Source organism: Streptomyces sp. NPDC088762, from assembly GCF_044750905.1.
Taxonomy (GTDB): Bacteria; Actinomycetota; Actinomycetes; order Streptomycetales; family Streptomycetaceae; genus Streptomyces.
The window spans coordinates 286,938-306,971 of sequence record NZ_JBIVKT010000009.1 but is presented as its reverse complement, the minus strand read 5'-3'; the positions used below and the strand labels follow the sequence as shown (position 1 = coordinate 306,971).

Genomic DNA, 20,034 nt, shown 5'->3' with positions numbered 1-20,034 from the left:
CAGTAGTCGACCGACGTCAGCTCCTCGGCCGACGCCGCCTGACCCGTCACCGTGGAAACGAACGGGACCTGCGGGGCGTTGAACGTCAGCCCGGCGACGACCTCGCGGAAGTCCTCAAGCATCGGCTCCATCAGCGGCGAGTGGAACGCGTGGCTGACGGACAGCTGCTTGAACTTCACACCGAGAGAACCGGCGATCTCCAGCACATCAGCCTCAACACCCGCCAGAACGACGGACGTCGGACCGTTCACCGCGGCGATACCGACCGTCTTCTCGCGGCCGGCGAGCAGCGGCAGAACCTGCTCCTCCGACGCCTGGACCGCAACCATCGCACCACCAGCGGGCAGCGCCTGCATCAGACGACCACGCGCCGCAACGAGAGCCGCAGCATCCTCCAGCGACAGCACACCGGAGACGTGCGCGGCGGCGATCTCACCGATCGAATGACCGGCCACGACCTCCGGCTTCACACCCCACGACTCGACGAGCCGGTAGAGAGCGACCTCAAGGGCGAACAACGCCGGCTGCGTGTTGCCCGTTTCGTCCAGACCCTCACCCGAGAGGATCACCTCTCGCAGCGAGCCGTCGAGGTGGGACAGCACCTCGTCGAAAGCGCTCGCGAAGGCAGGGAAGGCCTCGTACAGCTCACGACCCATACCGGCCCGCTGCGCGCCCTGACCGGTGAACATGACGCCCACCCGGCCGGACCCGGCGACCCCCTCGACGACCTCGTCACCGACGATCACGGCCCGGTGCTCGAACACCGACCGGTTCGTGGCCAACGACCAGCCGATGTCGACCGGCCGGGCGGCGGAGGCAACGGCGAACTCGCGCAGCCGCTCCGTCTGCTCCCGCAGCGCACCGGCCGTGCGGCCGGACACCGGCCACGGCGTCACCGCCGGGGCCACGCCCTCGACCGCCGGGGCCCCGGTGTCGGGAGCCTGCTCCAGCACCACGTGGGCGTTCGTGCCGCTGGCTCCGAAGGACGATACGGCCGCGCGGCGCGGGTGCCCGGTCTCCGGCCAGTCCCGGGCCTCCGTGAGCAGCTCGACGCCGCCCGAGGCCCAGTCGATGAGCGGCGAGGGCTGGTCGGCGTGCAGCGTCTTCGGCAGAACGCCGTGCCGCATCGCCTCGACCATCTTGATGACACCGCCGACGCCCGCCGCGGCCTGGGCGTGGCCGATGTTGGACTTCAGCGAGCCCAGCCACAGCGGCTTTTCGGCCGAGTGCTCCTGGCCGTAGGTCGCGAGCAGCGCCTCCGCCTCGATCGGGTCACCCAGCCGGGTACCCGTGCCATGCGCCTCGACGACGTCGACGTCCGCCGCCGTGAGACGGGCGTTGGCCAGGGCCTGGCGGATGACCCGCTGCTGGGAGGGGCCGTTGGGGGCGGTGAGCCCGTTGGACGCGCCGTCCTGGTTGACCGCCGTACCCCGGACGACCGCAAGGACCTTGTGGCCCTTGCGCTGCGCGTCCGAGAGCCGCTCCACCAGCAGCATGCCGACGCCCTCGGCCCAGCCGGTGCCGTCCGCATCGGCCGAGAACGCCTTGCAGCGGCCGTCCGGGGCGAGCCCGCGCTGGCGGCTGAACTCGATGAACGTGCCCGGCGTGGACATGACCGTCACACCGCCGACCAAGGCCATCTCGCACTCGCCCGAGCGCAGGGCCTGGGAGGCGAGGTGCAGGGCCACGAGGGAGGAGGAGCAGGCCGTGTCGACCGTCATGGCCGGGCCTTCGAGCCCGAAGGCGTACGAGATCCGGCCCGCGACGACGCTGGCCGCGTTGCCCGTCATGAGGTAGCCGTCGACCCCTTCGGGGGCGCGGGTCATCATCGTGGCGTAGTCCGCGCCGTTTCCGCCGGCGAAGACACCGGTCTGGCTCCCGCGCACCGACTCGGGGTCGATACCGGCGCGCTCGAACGTCTCCCAGGCGGTCTCCAGCAGCAGCCGCTGCTGCGGGTCCATGCCCAGCGCCTCGCGCGGCGAGATCCCAAAGAAGCCCGCGTCGAACTGATCCGCGTCGTAGAGGAAGCCGCCCTCCCGGGCGTAGCTCTTGCCCGAACGGTCGGGGTCCGGGTCGTACAGGTCCTCGTCCCAGCCGCGGCCGGCCGGCAGCGGGCCGATGGCGTCGACGCCATCGGACACCAGGCGCCACAGGTCCTCGGGCGAGGCGGTGCCGCCCGGGTAGCGGCACGCCATACCGACGATCGCGATCGGCTCGTCGCTCGCGCGGGTGGCGGTGTAGGTCCGCCGAACGCTCTCGGAACCGAGCAGTTCGTCCCGGAGGTAGGTGGCGACCGCCTGCGGGGTGGGGTGGTCGAAGCTGACGGTGGCGGGGATCCGGAGGCCGGTCACCGCGTTCAGGCGGTTGCGCAGATCGACGGCGGTCATGGAGGTCAGACCGAGCTCGGTGAAGATCTGCTGGGCGCCCACGGAGCCTGGGTCGGCATAGCCGAGGACGACCGCGAGCTGCTCCCGCACGAGCTGGAGCAGACGCTCGTTCTGCTCCCCCTCGCTCAGCGCGGAGAGCTCGTCGATGAGCTCGGCCGCTCCGCCGCCGATGCGGGCGGGCCGGTGCTCGACCACGACCGGAGCCGCGTATTCGGTGGCGTCGCCGGCGGCGGGCACCAGCCAGTAGTGCTCGTGCTGGAAGGCGTAGGTGGGCAGATCGACGCGCCGGGCGCCGGAGCCCGCGTAGTACGAGGCCCAGTCGACGGACGCACCGGTGACGAACAGCCGGCCGAGGGAGGTGATCAGCTGCTCCGCCTCGGGACGGCCCTTGCGGAGGGCCGCGGCCGCCGGGACCTCGGTGAGGTCGGCTGCCAGCGTGGACAGGACCGCGTCGGGGCCCAGTTCCAGGAGGGATTCGACGCCCTGGGCCTCGAGAGTGGTGACCGCGTCGGCGAAGCGGACCGGGCGGCGGACATGGTCCACCCAGTACTCGACCGACGTCAGCTCCTGAGCGGTGGCCAGACGGCCGGTGACCGTGGAGACGAACGGGATCCGGGGAGCATTGAAGGTCAGCCCGGTGACGACCTTGCGGAAGTCCTCCAGCATCGGCTCCATCAGCGGGGAATGGAAGGCGTGGCTGACGGTCAGCTGCTTGAACTTCACACCGAGAGAACCGGCGATCTCAAGGACCTCGGCCTCAACACCCGCCAGGACGACGGACGTCGGGCCGTTGACCGCGGCGATCCCGACGGTCGTCTCGCGGCCGGCCAGCAGCGGGAGCACCTGCTCCTCGGAAGCCTGGACGGCGACCATCGCACCACCCGCGGGCAGCGCCTGCATCAGACGACCACGCGCCGCAACGAGAGCCGCAGCATCCTCCAGCGACAGGACACCGGAGACGTGCGCGGCAGCGATCTCACCGATCGAATGACCGGACACGACCTCCGGCTTCACACCCCACGACTCGACGAGCCGGTAGAGAGCGACCTCAAGGGCGAACAGAGCCGGCTGCGTGTTGCCCGTTTCGTCCAGACCCTCACCCGAGAGGATCACCTCTCGCAGCGAGCCGTCCAGGTGGGACAGCACTTCGTCGAAAGCAGCCGCGAAGGCAGGGTAGGCCTCGTACAGCTCACGGCCCATACCGGCCCGCTGAGCACCCTGACCGGTGAACATCACGCCCACACGCCCGGACCCGGCGACCCCCTCGACGACCTCCTCGCCGACGATCACGGCCCGGTGCTCGAACAGCGACCGCGAGGTCACCAGCGACGCGCCGACATCGACCGGCCGGGCATCCGAACCGGCCACGAACTCCCGCAGCCGGTCCACCTGCCCCTGCAGCGCACCTGCCGACCGGCCACTGACCACGAACGGGGTGACAGCCGGGGCAACGCCCTCGGCCACCGGCTCCTCGACCTCCGGAGCCTGCTCCAGCACCACGTGCGCGTTCGTCCCGCTCACGCCGAACGAGGACACCGCTGCCCGGCGCGGACGGCCGGTCTCCGGCCACTCCCGGGCCTCGACGGCCAGCTCGACCGCACCCGCCGACCAGTCGACCATCGGTGTCGGCTCGTCCGCGTGCAGCGTCTTCGGCACCGTGCCGTGCTGCATGGCCAGGACCATCTTGATGATTCCGGCCGCGCCCGCCGCGTGCTGCGTGTGCCCGATGTTGGACTTCACCGAGCCCAGCAGCAGCGGCCGGTCCTCCTGGCGGCCCTTGCCGTACGCGGTGAGGAGTGCCTCCGCCTCGATCGGGTCGCCCAGCCGGGTGCCCGTACCGTGCGCCTCCACCACGTCCACGTCCGCCGGCGTCAGGCGGGCGTTGGCGAGGGCGTCGCGGATGACGCGCTGCTGCGCGCGGCCGTTCGGGGCGGTCAGGCCGTTGGACGCGCCGTCCTGGTTGACCGCGGTGCCGCGGATGACCGCGAGGACCTTGTGGCCGTTGCGCAGCGCGTCCGAGAGGCGCTCGACCAGCAGCATGCCGACGCCCTCGCCCCAGCCGGTGCCGTCGGCGTCCGCCGAGAAGGACTTGCAGCGGCCGTCGGCCGAGAGGCCGCGCTGGCGGCTGAACTCCACGAAGGTGCCCGGCGTCGCCATGATCATGATGCCGCCGGCCAGTGCCATGTCGCACTCCCCCGACCGCAGGGCCCGTGCCGCGAGGTGCAGGGCCACGAGGGAGGAGGAGCAGGCCGTGTCGAGGGTGACGGCCGGGCCGGTCAGGCCCAGGTGGTAGGCGACGCGGCCGGACATGATGCTGGAGGTGCTCCCGGTGAGGACCAGCCCCTCCACGCTCGGCGGAGCGTCCTGCATGCGGGGGCCGTAGTCCTGGCCGGTGGCGCCGACGTACACGCCGGTGCTGCTGCCGCGCAGGGCGGCCGGCGCGATCCCGGCGTGCTCGACGGTCTCCCAGGCGACCTCCAGCAGCAGGCGCTGCTGGGGGTCCATGGCGAGGGCCTCACGGGGCGAGATCTCGAAGAAGCCGGCGTCGAACAGCCCGGCGTCGTGCAGGAACCCGCCTTCCTTGGTGTAGCTGTGGCCCGAGCGCTCCGGGTCGGCGTCGTACAGGTCCTCGGGCCAGCCGCGGCCCTCGGGGAAGGGACCGACCGCGTCGGTCTCCGCCGCCACCAGGCGCCACAGGTCCTCGGCCGAGCCGACACCGCCGGGGAAGCGGCAGCCCATGCCGACGATCGCGATCGGCTCGTGCTCCTTGTCCTCCGCCTCGCGGAGCTTGCGGTGCGCGGTCTGGGCGTCGTTGATGGCTCGCTTGAGGTAATCGCGGAGTTTCTGTTCCTCAGCCACGCGGGTTCAGCCTCTCGGGAAGTCGCAGGGTCGTGCGGTGGGTACGTCGGGTGTTCGCGGCCGCGGCCGCTCGGGGGTGCGGCTTCACTCGAGGCCTCCGTCGATGAGGGCGAAGAGTTCGTCGTCGGTCGCGTCGTCCAGGCCGTCGGTGCCGTCCGGGCCGTCGGCCTTGGCGCCGGCCTCGCGGCCGCACAGGGCGAGCAGTTCGGCGAGGCGGTCGCCGATCTCGTCCCGGGCGGTCTCGTCGCCGAGGAGGGAGACGAGCCCGGCCCGGATGCGGTCGAGTTCGGCGAGCACCGGAGCGGCCGCCGCGCCCTCGGCGGGTGCGACCTCCCCGAGGTCGAACTGCTCCCGCAGGAAGCCGGCGACCTCGACGGGCGTCGGGTAGTCGAAGACGAGCGCGGTCGGCAGGCGCAGTCCGGTCGCGACGTTGAGCCGGTTGCGCAGTTCCACGGAGGTGAGCGAGTCGAAGCCGAGGGCCTTGAACGCCCGGTCCTGGTCGACGGTTTCGGGGTTGGCGTGGCCGAGTACGGTCGCGACCTGCGTCCGCACCAGATCGATGAGGAACGTGCCGCGCTCGGCCTCCGGCAGTGCGGCCAGGCGCTGTTCGAGCGAGACGCTGCTCTCGGCGGCGCCGCCCGCCACGGCCCGGCGCGGGGTGCTGCGGACCAGGCCGCGGAAGAGCGGCAGGAGTCCGTCGCCCTGGCGGGCCAGGGCGGCCGTGTCGAGCTTGGTGGCCGCGACGACGGGGTCTCCGAGGAGCTGGGCCGCGTCGAAGAGCTCCATGCCCTCGGTGGAGGACAGGGCGATCAGGCCGCCGCGGGCCATGCGCTTCAGGTCGGTCTCGTCGAGGTGGCCGGTCATGCCGCTGGCTTCGGTCCACAGGCCCCACGCCATGGAGACGGCGGGCAGGCCCTGGTGGGTCCGGTGCTGGGCGAGGGCGTCGAGGTAGGCGTTGGCGGCGGCGTAGTTGCCCTGGCCGCCGGCGCCCATGAGCCCGCCGACGGACGAGTACAGGAGGAAGAAGGACAGGTCCAGGTCCGCCGTGAGCTCGTGCAGGTGCCAGGCCGCGTCCGCCTTGGGCAGCATGACCCGGTCGAACTGCTCGGGGGTCATGTCCGCGATGACGCCGTCGTCCAGGACACCGGCGGTGTGGACGACGCCGGTGAGCGGGTGCTCGGCCGGTACGTCGGCCAGCAGTGCGGCCAGTGCCTCGCGGTCGGACGCGTCGCAGGCCGCGAAGGTGACCTGGGCGCCCAGGGCGGTGAGTTCGGCCTTGAGGTCCTCCGCACCCGGTGCGGCCGCTCCGCGCCTGCTGGTGAGCAGCAGGTTCCGTACGCCGTACTCGGTGACGAGGTGGCGGGCGGCGAGGGTGCCGAGGCCGCCGGTGGCGCCCGTGATGAGCACGGTGCCTTCGGGGGCGGGCGGGGCGGGGACGGTCAGGACGACCTTGCCGACGTTGCGGCCCTGCTGGAGGAACCGGAAGGCCTCCGGTGCGCGGCGGACGTCCCAGGCGGTGACGGGAAGGGGCTTGAACACTCCCTTCTCGAACAGGGCCAGGATCTCGACGAGCATCTCCTGGACCCGGTCCGGGACACCGCCGACGGCGTCGGGCTCGGTGCGGGCGAGGACGGTGAGGTCGTAGACCTGGTAGTCGACGCCCGGGTGGTCGGCGGCGAGCCGGTCCGCGTCGCGGATGTCGGTCTTGCCCATCTCCAGGAACCGGCCGCCGGCCGGCATGAGCCGCAGTGACGCGTCGATGAACTCGGCGGCGAGGGAGTTGAGGACCACGTCCACGCCCCGGCCGTCGCTCATCTTCGCGAACTGCTCCTCGAAGTCCAGCGTGCGGGAGTTGGCGATGTGGTCGTCATCCAGGCCGAGGGCGCGCAGGGTGTCCCACTTGCCCGGGCTGGCGGTGCCGTAGACCTCCGCCCCGAGGTACTGGGCGAGCTGGACGGCGGCGATGCCGACACCGCCGGCGGCCGCGTGGACCAGTACCGATTCGCCCTCGCGGACCTGGCCGAGGTCGACCAGGCCGTAGTAGGCGGTCAGGAAGACCACGGGGACGGACGCGGCCTGGGCGAAGCTCCAGCCGTCGGGCATCCGGGCGATCAGCCGGCGGTCTCCGATGGCCACGGAGGCGAACGCGCCGTCGAACAGGCCCATCACCCGGTCCCCGACGCGCAGGTCCGTGACGCCCGGCCCGACCTCGGTGATCACACCGGCACCCTCGCGGCCCATCTGGGCGCCGTTCTCGGGTACGAGGCCGAGTGCGACGAGGACGTCGCGGAAGTTCAGGCCGGCCGCGCGCAGCGCGACCCTGACCTCGCCGTCGCGCAGCGGGGCCGCGACCTCGGGGCAGGGGGCGATCGACAGGTTCGCCAGGGTGCCCTTGACGGGCGCGACCACACGCCATTCGGGGACGTCCGGGATGGTCAGGTGGCCCGCGGGACGGGCGATGCGGGCGGCGTGGAGGTCGCCGGAGCGCACCGCCAGCTGGACCTCGCCCGCGTCGATGGCCGCGCTGAGGGCCGCGGCCGGGACCGGGGCGCCGTCGGTGTCGAGCAGGACGAAGCGGTCCGGGTTCTCGGTCTGCGCGGAGCGCAGCAGGCCCCATGCGGTGGCCGCGGCCAGGTCGGTGACGGGTTCACCGGAGAGGACGGACTGGGCGCCGTGGGCCAGGAAGACGAGCCGCGTCCGGGCGAACCGGTCGTCGGCGAGCCAGGTGCTTACGGTCTCCAGGATCCGGTGCGCCTCGGCTCCCGCGGTGTGGGCATCGACGTTGCTGCCCCGGGGGATGGGCAGCACGACGACCGCGGGAGCCGGGGCGCCCTCGGTCACCGAGCCGGTCAGTGCCGCCAGGTCCTGGTGGACGGTGGCGCCGACCGCTCCGGTGAGCTGGTGGCCGGCCGGGCCGATGAGGGCCCAGCCGGTGGCGTCGTACGTCGCCGGTCCGTTCTCCTGGGAGGCCAGGGCCGCCCAGTCGAGACGGAACAGCGCGTCGTTCTGTGCGGCGCCCGCGCCCTGGAGGGCCTCGCGGGAGATCGGCCGCAGGGTCAGCTCCTCGACGGTGGCGACGGGTGCGCCCGCGCCGTCGGCGATGAGGAAGGACGCCGCGTCGGTGCCGGAGAACGTGGCCCGTACGCGGAGCACGGAGGCTCCGGTGGCGTGGACGGTCACTCCGGACCAGGCGAAGGGCAGTCCGGCCTGGCGTTCGCTGCCCGCGACTCCGGGGAGCAGCAGGTGCAGCGCGCTGTCGAGGAGGGCGGGGTGGAGGGCGAACTGCTCGGCGTCGGCGGAGAGTTCGTCGGCGATGACGACTTCGGCGAAGACGTCGTCGCCCTGCTGCCACAGGCGGCGCAGGCCCTGGAAGAGCGGCCCGTAGCCGAAGCCCTGGTCGGCGAGGCGGTCGTAGACGCCGCCGAGGTCGACTTCGGTGGCCCCGGCCGGCGGCCAGGCGGTGAGTCCGGCCGGTGCCGTCCGCCCGGCCGCGGCGAGGGTGGCGGTGGCGTTGCGGGTCCAGGGCTGGTCCGCGCCGTCGGGGCGGGAGAAGACGCCCAGCTCGCGGCGGCCTGCGGCGTCGGGTTCGCCGACGGTCAGCTGGAGCTGGACTCCGCCGCGCTCGGGCAGGACCAGGGGTGCGGAGAGGGTGAGTTCCTCGATGGTGTCGCAGCCGACGCGGTCACCGGCCTGGGTGGCGAGCTCGACGAAGGCGGTGCCCGGCAGCAGCACCGTGTCGAAGACGGTGTGCTCCTTCAGCCAGCCGTGGGTCTGGAGCGACAGCCGCCCGGTGAGGATGAGACCCTCCCCGTCGGCGAGTTCGACGGCCGCGCCGAGCAGCGGGTGCCCGGCCTCGTCGAGGCCGGCCGAGGTGACGTTGCCGGTGGCGGCCGGCGTCGTCAGCCAGAAGTGCTCGTGCTGGAAGGCGTACGTGGGCAGGTCGACGCGCTGGGCGCCGGTGCCTTCGTAGTACGCGGTCCAGTCGACCGGGACGCCGCCGACGAAGGCCGTGGCGACCGAGGTGAGGAGCTGGTCGAGGCCGCCGCGGTGGCGTCGCAGCGATCCGCAGACGAGGGCGTCGGCGCCGGCCGCCTCGATGGTCTCGGCGAGACCGACGGCGAGGACCGGGTGCGGGCTCATCTCGAGGAACGCGTCGTGCCGCTGGGCGAGCAGGGCCTGGGTGGCGTCCTCGAACAGCACGGTCTGGCGCAGGTTGCGGTACCAGTAGCCGCCGTCCATCTCCGTTCCGTCGGCCCAGTCGGCGGTGACGGTGGAGAAGAAGGGCACCTCGGCACGGCGCGGGCGGACCGGGGCGAGGAGTTCGGCGAGCTGCTCCTCGATCCGCTCGACGTGCGCCGAGTGGGAGGCGTAGTCGACGGGGATGCGGCGGGCGTCCACCTGCGCGGCCACCAGGGCGTCGTAGAGCTCGTCGAGGGCCGCCGAATCGCCGGAGACGACGGTCGAGGACGGTCCGTTGACGGCCGCCACGGAGATCCGCTCGCCCCACGGGGCCAGCTCGGCGACGGCCCGTTCCCGCGGGAGCGGTACGGACATCATCCCGCCGAGGCCCGCGAGGGCCTTGAGGGCCTGGCTGCGCAGGGCCACGATCCGGGCCGCGTCGTCGAGGGAGAGGGCCCCGGCGACACAGGCCGCGGCGATCTCACCCTGGGAGTGGCCGACAACGGCGGCCGGTTCGACTCCGTACGAGCGCCAGACGGCGGCCAGGGCCACCATGACGGCGAACAGCGTGGGCTGGACGACGTCGACGCGCTCGAAGGAGGAGGCGGCCGGGTCGGCGGGGTCCGCGCGCAGGACGTCGAGCAGGGACCAGTCGGTGTAGGGGGCGAGGGCGGCGGCGGAGGCGTGGATGGACTCCGCGAACACCGGCGAGGTGTCGAGGAGCTGGGTGGCCATGCCGATCCACTGCGAGCCCTGGCCCGGGAAGACGAACACGGTCTTGTCGCGGGTGACGGCCGCGCTGCCGGTGACGACGGCGCTGTCGCTGCCGCCGGCGGCGAGGGTGTCGAGGGCGGCCAGCAGGCCGTCGCGGTCGGCGCCCAGGACGACGGCACGGTTCTCGTGCAGGGCGCGGGTCCCGGCCAGCGAGAGGCCGATGTCCCGGGTGCGCGGGGCTCCCTCGGCCGCGGCGAAGCCGCGCAGGGCCTCGGCCTGGCCGCGCAGGGCGCCGGCTCCGCGGGCGGACAGGATCCACGGGGTGACGGCGGGCGCCGTACCCTCGGACTCCTGCACGGGCTGCGGGGTGTGCTCCAGGATGACGTGGGCGTTCGTACCGCTGATGCCGAAGGAGGAGACGGCGGCCCGGCGGGCCCGGTCCGTGTCGGGCCAGGCGCGCTCCTCGGTGAGCAGCTCGACCGCGCCCGCCTCCCAGTCGATCACCGGGGAGGGCTCGCTGACGTGCAGCGTCTTCGGCAGGACGCCCTCTCGCATCGCCATGACCATCTTGATGACACCGCCGACACCGGCGGCCGCCTGGGTGTGGCCGATGTTGGACTTGAGGGAGCCGAGCCACAGCGGCTCGTCCCCGGCGCGCTCCTGCCCGTAGGTGGCGAGGAGCGCCTCGGCCTCGATGGGGTCGCCGAGCGGGGTGCCGGTGCCGTGGGCCTCGACCGCGTCGACATCGGCGGGGGCGAGACGGGCGTTGGCCAGGGCCTGGCGGATGACGCGCTGCTGGGACGGGCCGTTGGGGGCGGTCAGGCCGTTGGACGCGCCGTCCTGGTTGACGGCCGTGCCGCGGACGACGGCGAGGATGTTGTGTCCGTTGCGCTGTGCGTCGGAGAGCCGCTCCACCAGGAGCAGACCGACGCCCTCGGCCCAGCCGGTGCCGTCGGCGCCCGCCGAGAAGGACTTCGAGCGGCCGTCGGGGGCCAGGCCGCGCTGGCGGCTGAACTCGACGAAGGTGCCCGGGGTGGACATGACGGTCACACCGCCGGCGAGCGCCATGTCGCATTCGCCGGCCCGCAGGGCCTGCGCGGCGAGGTGCAGGGCCACCAGCGAGGAGGAGCAGGCGGTGTCCACGGTGATGGACGGACCGGTCAGCCCGAAGGTGTAGGAGAGGCGGCCGGAGATGACGCTTCCGGTGTTGCCGGTGAGCAGGATGCCCTCCAGCTCCTCCGGCATCTGCCCGACCTTGGGCGCGTAATCGTGGTACATGACGCCGGTGAAGACACCGGTGGAGCTGCCCTTCAGGTCGGCCGGGTCGATCCCGGAGCGTTCGAAGGTCTCCCAGGCCGTCTCCAGCAGCAGGCGCTGCTGCGGGTCCATGCTCAGGGCCTCGCGCGGCGAGATCCCGAAGAAGCCGGGGTCGAACTGGCCGGCGTCGTGCAGGAAGCCGCCCTCGCGGACGTACGTCTTGCCGGCCCGCTCCGGGTCCGGGTCGTACACGTCCTCGTCCCAGCCTCGGTTCTCCGGCAGGCCGGAGATGGCGTCCGTACCGGAGGCGACGAGCCGCCACAGGTCCTCGGGGGAGGCGACTCCGCCGGGGTAGCGGCAGGCCATGCCGACGATGGCGATCGGCTCGTCGCCGGTCGCGGCCGTGACGGCGCGCACCGTACCGGCCGCCGCGCCCTCGTCGTCGGACAGCTCGGCGGCCAGGTGGTCGACGAGCGCCTTCGGCGTCGGGTAGTCGAAGACCAGCGCGCTGGAAAGACGCAGGCCGGTGGCGGAGTTGAGGCGGTTGCGCAGTTCGACGGAGGTGAGCGAGTCGAAGCCCAGCTCCTTGAAGGCCCGCTCCTGTCCGACGGCGGCCGCGTCACCGTGGCCCAGTACGGCGGCCACCTGGGCGCCGACCAGGTCGGTGAGCACCCGCAGCCGCTCGGCGGGGCTCAGCGGCGCGAGCCGCTGCCGCAGGGGCGCGGCGGCCGAGTCCCGTGCCGCGGCGCGGGTCCGGCGGGCCGGCCGGGGGGCGAGGTCCTTCAGCAGCGCGTGCACGTCGCCGCGCTCGGCCTGGGCGCGCAGCTGGACGGTGTCCAGGTGCATCGGCACGAGCAGCGCCTGCGCGCGGCCCGGGCGGACGGCTGCGTCGAACAGCGCCAGTCCGTCGGTCTGCGCGAGCGGTGCGACGCCGGCCCGCGCCATGCGGGCGATGCCGGTGCCGTCGAGGCTGTCGGCCATGCCGCCGCCCTGCTCCCACAGACCCCAGGCGAGGGCGGTCGCGGGCAGACCCACGGCACGGCGGTGGTGGGCGAGTGCGTCCTGGAAGGTGTTGGCGGCGGCGTAGTTGCCCTGGCCCGCCGCGCCGATCAGGCCGGAGATCGAGGAGAAGAGGACGAAGGCGTCCAGCTCCAGGCCGGCGGTCAGCTCGTGCAGGTGCCAGGCCGCGTCGACCTTGGGTCGCAGGACGCGCTCCAGCTGGTCGGCGGTCAGACCCTGCACGACCCCGTCGTCCAGGACGCCGGCCGTGTGCACCACGGCGGTCAGCGGATGCTCCGCCGGTATCCCCGCCAGTACGCCGGCCAGGGCCTCACGGTCGGCGACGTCGCACGCGGCCACGGTGACCCGGGCCCCGAGGCCGGTCAGCTCGGCGGCCACGTCCTCGGCCCCCGGGGCGTCCGCGCCGCGCCGGCTGACGAGCAGCAGGTCGCGCACGCCGTGCCCGGTGACGAGGTGGCGGGCGAGGAGGGCGCCGAGACCGCCCGTCCCCCCGGTGATCAGCACGGTCCCGCCGGGGGTGAACACGGGCCCCGGCTCATCGGCCGCGACGGCCTCGGTCTGCGCCAGGCGCGGCGCGTAGGCCTGGCCCGCCCGGACGGCCAGCTGCGGCTCGCCGCTCGCGAGCAGGGCGGGCAGCGCCCCTGCGGACTCCTCGGTGCCGTCCAGGTCGAGCAGGACGAAACGCCCGGGTGCCTCGGTCTGCGCCGAGCGCAGCAGACCCCATACGGCGGCCTGCGTCAGGTTCCCCGCCCCGTCGTCGTCGGCGGCGGCCACCGCGTCCCGGGTCAGGACGGCGAGGGTCGTCTCCGCGAACCGCTCGTCCGCGAGCCACTGCTGTACGCGTTCCAGCGCGCGCAGGGTCACGGCCCCGGCCGCGGCGGGCAGGCCGGCCGTCCCGCCGGCGAGGGCGTCCACCGGGAGGAGGACGACCGACGGCACGGTACCGGCCTCGGCCAGGGCGGCCAGGTCCGCGTGGGCACGGATGCCCTCGGGCAGACCCGGAACCGTACCGGTCCCGATCAGGGCCCAGTCGGCGTCCGGTCCGGCGGCCGCGGGGGCGGTGACCGGGGTCCAGGCGAGGCGGTAGAGCGAGGCGCCGTGATCGGCGCGGGCGCCGCGCAGCGATGCGGCAGACGCCTCGCGCCACATCAGCTCGCGCACGGTGGCCACGGGGGTGCCCGTACCGTCGGCAACGGCGATCGCCACCGTGTCCGGACCGGTCCAGCTCAGGCGGACGCGCAGGGAGGAGGCCCCGGCGGTGTGCACGGTGACACCGGACCAGGCGAACGGGAGGGCGCTCGGCCGCGTCGCGTCGACGACCCCGCGCAGCAGCGGGTGCAGGGTGGCGTCGAGGAGCGCCGGGTGCAGGGCGAACTTCCCGGCCTCGGCGCGCTGCTCCTCGGACAGCGCGATCTCGGCGTAGATCTCGCCGTCGGGTGACCGCCAGGCGCGGCGCAGGCCCTGGAAGGCGGGACCGTAGGCGTACCCCTCGGCCTCCAGGCCCTCGTAGGCACCCTCGACGGGGATCTCGGCCGCGTCGGCCGGCGGCCACACGAGCAGTTCGGACTGCGGGGCGGCGGCACGGTCGGCGGCACCGAGCACGGCACCGGCGTGACGGGTCCACGGGCGGCCGTCGCCGTCACCGTCGGGGCGGGAGTAGATGCCCAGCTCGCGGCGGCCGGACGCGTCGGGCTCGCCGACGGTCAGCTGCACCTGAACGGCACCGCGCTCGGGCAGGACCAGCGGGGCGGCGAGGGTGAGCTCCTCGATGGTGTCGCAGCCGACGCGGTCGCCGGCCTGGGTGGCCAGCTCGACGAAAGCGGTACCCGGCAGCAGCACCGTGTCGAAGACGGTGTGGTCCTTCAGCCAGCCGTGCGTCTGGAGGGACAGCCGCCCGGTGAGGAGCAGGCCTTCCCCGTCGGCGAGTTCGACGGCGGCACCGAGCAGCGGGTGCCCGGTGGACGACAGACCGGCCGAGGACACGTCGCCGGAGGCGGAGCCGGTCGGGAGCCAGAAGTGCTCGCGCTGGAAGGCGTAGGTCGGCAGGTCGACGCGCCGGGCGCCGGAACCCGCGTAGTACGAGGCCCAGTCGACCGGGACACCCGTGGTGAACAGCCGGCCGAGGGAGGTGATCAGCTGCTCGGCCTCGGGACGGCCCTTGCGCAGCGCGGGGACCGCCGGGATCTCGGTGATGTCGGCGGCCATGGCGGTCAGGACCGCGTCGGGGCCGAGCTCGAGGAGGGAGTCGATGCCCTGGGCCTCGATGGCTTCGACGGCGTCGGCGAAGCGGACCGGGCGGCGGACGTGGCCGACCCAGTACTCGACCGACGTCAGCTCCTCGGTGGTCGCCTCCTGGCCGGTCACGGTGGAGACGATCGGGATGCGCGGGGCGTTGAAGGTCAGCCCGGCGACGACGTCGCGGAAGTCGTCGAGCATCGGCTCCATCAGCGGGGAGTGGAAGGCGTGGCTGACGGACAGCTGCTTGAACTTCACACCGAGAGAACCGGCAATCTCCAGCACATCAGCCTCAACACCCGCCAGAACGATGGACGTCGGGCCGTTCACCGCGGCGATCCCGACCGTCTTCTCGCGGCCGGCGAGCAGCGGCAGAACCTGCTCCTCCGACGCCTGGACGGCGACCATCGCACCACCGGCGGGCAGCGCCTGCATCAGCCGACCACGCGCCGACACCAGCGCCGCAGCATCCTCCAGCGACAGCACACCCGACACGTGCGCGGCAGCGATCTCACCGATCGAATGACCGGCCACGACCTCCGGCTTCACACCCCACGACTCGACCAGCCGGTACAGCGCCACCTCGAGGGCGAACAGAGCCGGCTGGGTGTTGCCGGTGTCATCCAGGCCCTCACCTGAGAAGATCACCTCGCGCAGCGAACCGTCCAGGTGCGACAGCACCTCGTCGAAAGCAGCCGCGAAGGCAGGGAAGGCCTCGTACAGCTCACGACCCATACCGGCCCGCTGAGCACCCTGACCCGTGAAGAGCACACCGAGTCGACCGGACCCGGCAACACCCTCGACGACCTCGTCACCGACGACAACCGCCCGGTGCTCGAACAGCGACCGGGAAGCCACCAGCGACGCGCCGATGTCCACCGGCCGGGCATCCGAACCGGCCACGAACTCCCGCAGCCGCTCCACCTGCGCACTCAGCGCGTCGGCCGACCGGCCGCTGACGACGTACGGGATGACAGCCGGGGCAACGCCCTCGGCCGACGCCTCCTCGACCTCCGGAGCCTGCTCGAGCACCACGTGCGCGTTCGTCCCGCTCACGCCGAACGACGAGACCGCCGAGCGGCGCGGACGGCCGGTCTCCGGCCAGTCGCGGGCCTCGCCGGCCGGCTCGACCGCGCCCGTCGACCAGTCGACCATCGGCGTCGGCTCGCCCAGGTGCAGCGTCTTCGGTACGACGCCCTCGCGCATCGCCATGATCATCTTGATCACGCCCGCCACACCGGCCGCGGCCTGGGCGTGGCCGATGTTGGACTTCAGCGAGCCCAGCCACAGCGGCTGCTCGGCCGAGTGCTCCTGGCCGTAGGTCGCGAGCAGCGCCTCCGCCTCGATCGGGTCACCCAGCCGGGTGCCCGTACCGTGCGCCTCCACCACGTCGACATCCGCCGCCGTGAGACGGGCGTTGGCCAGGGCCTGGCGGATCACCCGCTGCTGGGAGAGCCCGTTGGGGGCGGTCAGGCCGTTGGACGCGCCGTCCTGGTTGACGGCGGAGCCGCGGAGCACGGCCAGCACCTTGTGGCCCTTGCGCTGCGCGTCGGAGAGACGCTCGACGAGGAGGAGCCCGACGCCCTCGGCCCAGCCGGTGCCGTCGGCGTCGGCCGAGAAGGACTTGCAGCGGCCGTCGGCGGCGAGCCCGCGCTGACGGCTGAACTCCAGGAACATGCCGGGGCTCGACATGACGGCCGCACCGCCGGCGAGCGCCATCGAGCACTCGCCGGAGCGCAGCGCCTGCGCGGCCAGGTGCAGGGCGACCAGCGAGGACGAGCAGGCCGTGTCGATCGTCATCGCCGGGCCGAGGAAGCCGAAGGAGTAGGCGAGGCGGCCGGACATGATGCTCGGCGTGCTACCGGTGAGCAGGTGGCCCTCGACGCTCTCGGGAGCCTCGTGCATCCGCGGCCCGTAGTCCTGGACCGTGGCGCCGACGAAGACGCCGGTCTGGGTGCCGCGCACCGACTCGGGGTCGATGCCCGCCCGCTCGAAGGTCTCCCAGGCGGTCTCCAGCAGCAGGCGCTGCTGGGGGTCCATGGCCAGGGCCTCGCGCGGGGAGATCCCGAAGAAGCCGGCGTCGAACAGCCCGGCGTCGTGGAGGAAGCCGCCTTCGACGGAGTACGTCGTACGGGAGCGCTCCGGATCGGCGTCGTACAGGCCCTCGATGTCCCAGCCGCGGTCGGTCGGGAAGCCGGAGATGACGTCGGTGCCCTCGGTGACGAGCCGCCAGAGGTCTTCGGGGGAGCCGACTCCGCCCGGCAGGCGGACGCCGACGCCGACGATCGCGATCGGCTCGTCGGCGGCGTACGCCGCAGGCAGCACGTCGGCACCCGCGGCGTCGGCGTCGATGTCCGCCGTCTCCGCGAGGATGTGCTCGACGAGGGCCCGCGGGGTGGGGTGGTCGAACAGCAGGCTGGAGGTGAGCCGCAGGCCGGTCGCCACGGCAAGGCTGTTGCGGAGCTCGACCGTCATGTACGAGTCGAAGCCCAGCTCCTTGAACGCGCGGCCCATCTCCACGGCGGACACGTCACCCAGCACGGCGCCGACGTGGGAGACCACGAGTTCGGTGACGGCCTTGGTGCGGCCGTCGGTGTCGAGGTCACGGAGCCGCTGCGCGAGCGGGCCGGCGATCACAGAGGGGGCGGGGGCGTCGGACAGGACGGTGTCGGGCCAGTAGCGCTCGCGCTGGAAGGCGTAGGTGGGCAGGTCGACGCGCCGGGCGCCGGAGCCCGCGTAGTACGAGGCCCAGTCGACGGACGCACCGGTGACGAACAGCCGGCCGAGGGCGGTGATCAGCTGCTCCGGCTCCGTGCGGCCCTTGCGCAGCGCGGGAACCGTGGCCACCGTCTCGGCGGCCATCGCGGACAGGACCGCGTCGGGGCCGAGTTCGAGGAGGGACTCGACGCCCCGGGCCGCGAGGGTGGTGACCGCGTCGGCGAACCGGACGGGGCGGCGGACGTGGTCGACCCAGTAGTCGACCGAGGTCAGCTCCTCCGCCGTGGCCTCCTGGCCGGTCACGGTGGAAACGATCGGAATGCGCGGGGCGTTGAAGGTCAGCGCGGCCACGACCTCGCGGAACTCGTCGAGCATCGGCTCCATCAGCGGGGAGTGGAAGGCGTGGCTGACGGTGAGCTGCTTGGACTTCACGCCCAGCGAGCCCGCGATCTCCAGTACGTCGGCCTCAACACCTGCCAGGACGACGGAGGTCGGGCCGTTGACGGCAGCGATCCCGACGGTCGTCTCGCGGCCGGCGAGCAGCGGGAGCACCTGCTCCTCCGACGCCTGGACGGCGACCATCGCACCACCGGCGGGCAGCGCCTGCATCAGACGACCACGCGCCGACACCAACGCGGCAGCGTCTTCCAGCGACAGCACACCCGACACGTGCGCGGCAGCGATCTCACCGATCGAGTGACCCGCCAGAACCTCCGGCTTCACACCCCACGACTCGACCAGCCGGTACAGCGCCACCTCAAGGGCGAACAGCGCCGGCTGCGTGTTCCCGGTCTCGTCCAGACCCTCACCCGAGAAGATCACCTCGCGCAGCGAACCGTCCAGGTGCGACAGCACCTCGTCGAAGGCAACCGCGAAGGCGGGGAAGGCCGCATACAGCTCACGGCCCATACCGGCCCGCTGAGCACCCTGACCCGTGAACATCACGCCCACACGCCCGGACCCGGCGACCCCCTCGACGACCTCGTCACCGACGATCACGGCCCGGTGCTCGAACAGCGACCGGGAAGCCACCAGCGACGCGCCGATGTCCACCGGCCGGGCATCCGAACCGGCCACGAACTCCCGCAGCCGCTCCACCTGCGCACCCAGCGCGTCGGCCGAACGGCCGCTCACCACGAACGGAACGACCGCCGGAGCAACCCCCTCGGCCGACGCCTCCTCGACCTCCGGAGCCTGCTCCAGCACCACGTGCGCGTTCGTCCCGCCCATGCCGAACGAGCTGACGCCCGCCAGCAGCGGCCGGTCCGCCTGCGGCCAGGCGCCGGGCTCGGTCTGGACGTGGAGGTTCAGCTCGGTGAGGGGGATCTCGGGGTTCGGGGTCTCGTGGTTGAGACTGGCCGGGAGGGCGCGGTGCTTCATGGCGAGGGCGGTCTTGATCAGGCCCGCGATGCCCGCGGCGCCTTCCAGGTGGCCCAGGTTGGTCTTGACGGAGCCGACGTGCAGCGGCTGGTCCGCGTCGCGGGCGCCGCCGAGGACGGCGCCGAGGGCCGCGGCCTCGATCGGGTCGCCGACGGGGGTGCCGGTGCCGTGCAGCTCGACGTACTGGACCTGTCCGGGCTCGATGCCCGCGCGCTCGTAGGCACGCCGCAGCACGTCCTCCTGGGCCGTGCGGCTCGGGGTGGTGAGGGAGTCGTCGCTGCCGTTGTTGACGGCGCTGCCCTTGATGACGCAGTAGATGTCGTCACCGTCGGCGAGCGCGCGGGCCAGCGGCTTGAGCAGGACGGCGCCGCCTCCCTCGCCGCGCACGTAGCCGTTCGCCCGGCTGTCGAAGGTGTAGCAGCGGCCGTCCGGGGAGAGGCCGCCCCAGCGCGCGGAGAGCTCGGTGGTCTCGGCCAGGATGCTGAGGTTGACGCCGCCGACGATGGCGGTGTCGGCCTCGCCGTTGCGCAGGCTCTCGCAGGCCAGGTGGACGGCGACCAGCGAGGAGGACTGGCCCGAATCCACGATCAGGCTGGGGCCGTTGGTGCCGAGGAAGTACGAGATCCGGTTGGCGATGATGCTGCGGTGGATGCCCGTGGTGGTGTGCTGGGTGGCGCTGTCGACACCGTCGCGGTAGATGAGCTTGGCGTAGTCGTCCCAGATCGTGCCGACGAAGACGCCGAGCCGGCTGCCCTTGACGTCCGCCGGGATGACGCCGGCGTCCTCGAGGACCTCCCAGGCCAGTTCGAGCATCAGGCGCTGCTGGGGGTCCATGTAGACGGCCTCGCGGGGCGAGATGCCGAAGAACGCGGGGTCGAACTCGTCGATTCGGTCGAGGAAGGCGCCGTGGCCTTCGCCGGCCCAGCGGTCCGCCGGGATTCCGGTGACGGCGTTCCCGCCGTTCTTCAGCAGCTCCCAGAAAGACCCCGGAGTCGGCGCCTGCGGGAAACGGCAGGCAATGCCGACCACTGCGATCTCGTCATTCTGATCGACTGAGTCGCCATTTACGACGGATGCAGCGTCCATCATCTCTCAACCTCACCACTAACCAAATCGACGGCATTTTCAAGAGCTCGCGCATTGCTCGCTCTCGGGTTTGACCCTAACGATCAACGTCCCTCTTGAGAGCCCCTAAAGTTCCCCTAGCCGCACCGGAGACGCTCCCGGAAGCGGGCAAAAGCGGAGGGCGCGGCACCGTTGTTGCGGTGCCGCGCCCCGTGGGAAA

Annotated in this window: 2 protein-coding genes; both read right to left on the bottom strand. The window is 72.9% G+C overall.

The window, feature by feature from the left end:
• Positions 1-5,246, bottom strand: a 5,246-nt coding sequence (locus tag ACIP5M_RS21930; protein WP_401199461.1) for a beta-ketoacyl synthase N-terminal-like domain-containing protein, incomplete at its 3' end; no start/stop codon positions are given.
• Positions 5,247-5,330: 84 nt separating this feature from the next.
• Positions 5,331-19,838 carry an SDR family NAD(P)-dependent oxidoreductase gene (locus ACIP5M_RS21925; RefSeq protein WP_401199459.1) on the bottom strand — a complete coding sequence of 4,836 codons (14,508 nt, stop codon included), beginning with the start codon at positions 19,836-19,838 and terminating at the stop codon, positions 5,331-5,333.
• Between the last annotated feature and the right edge of the window lie 196 nt (positions 19,839-20,034).

What these genes read in the sequence shown, in the direction of transcription:
- ACIP5M_RS21925 (WP_401199459.1), bottom strand. Translation starts at nt 19,838, where the DNA reads ATGATGGACGCTGCATCCGTCGTAAATGGCGACTCAGTCGATCAGAAT.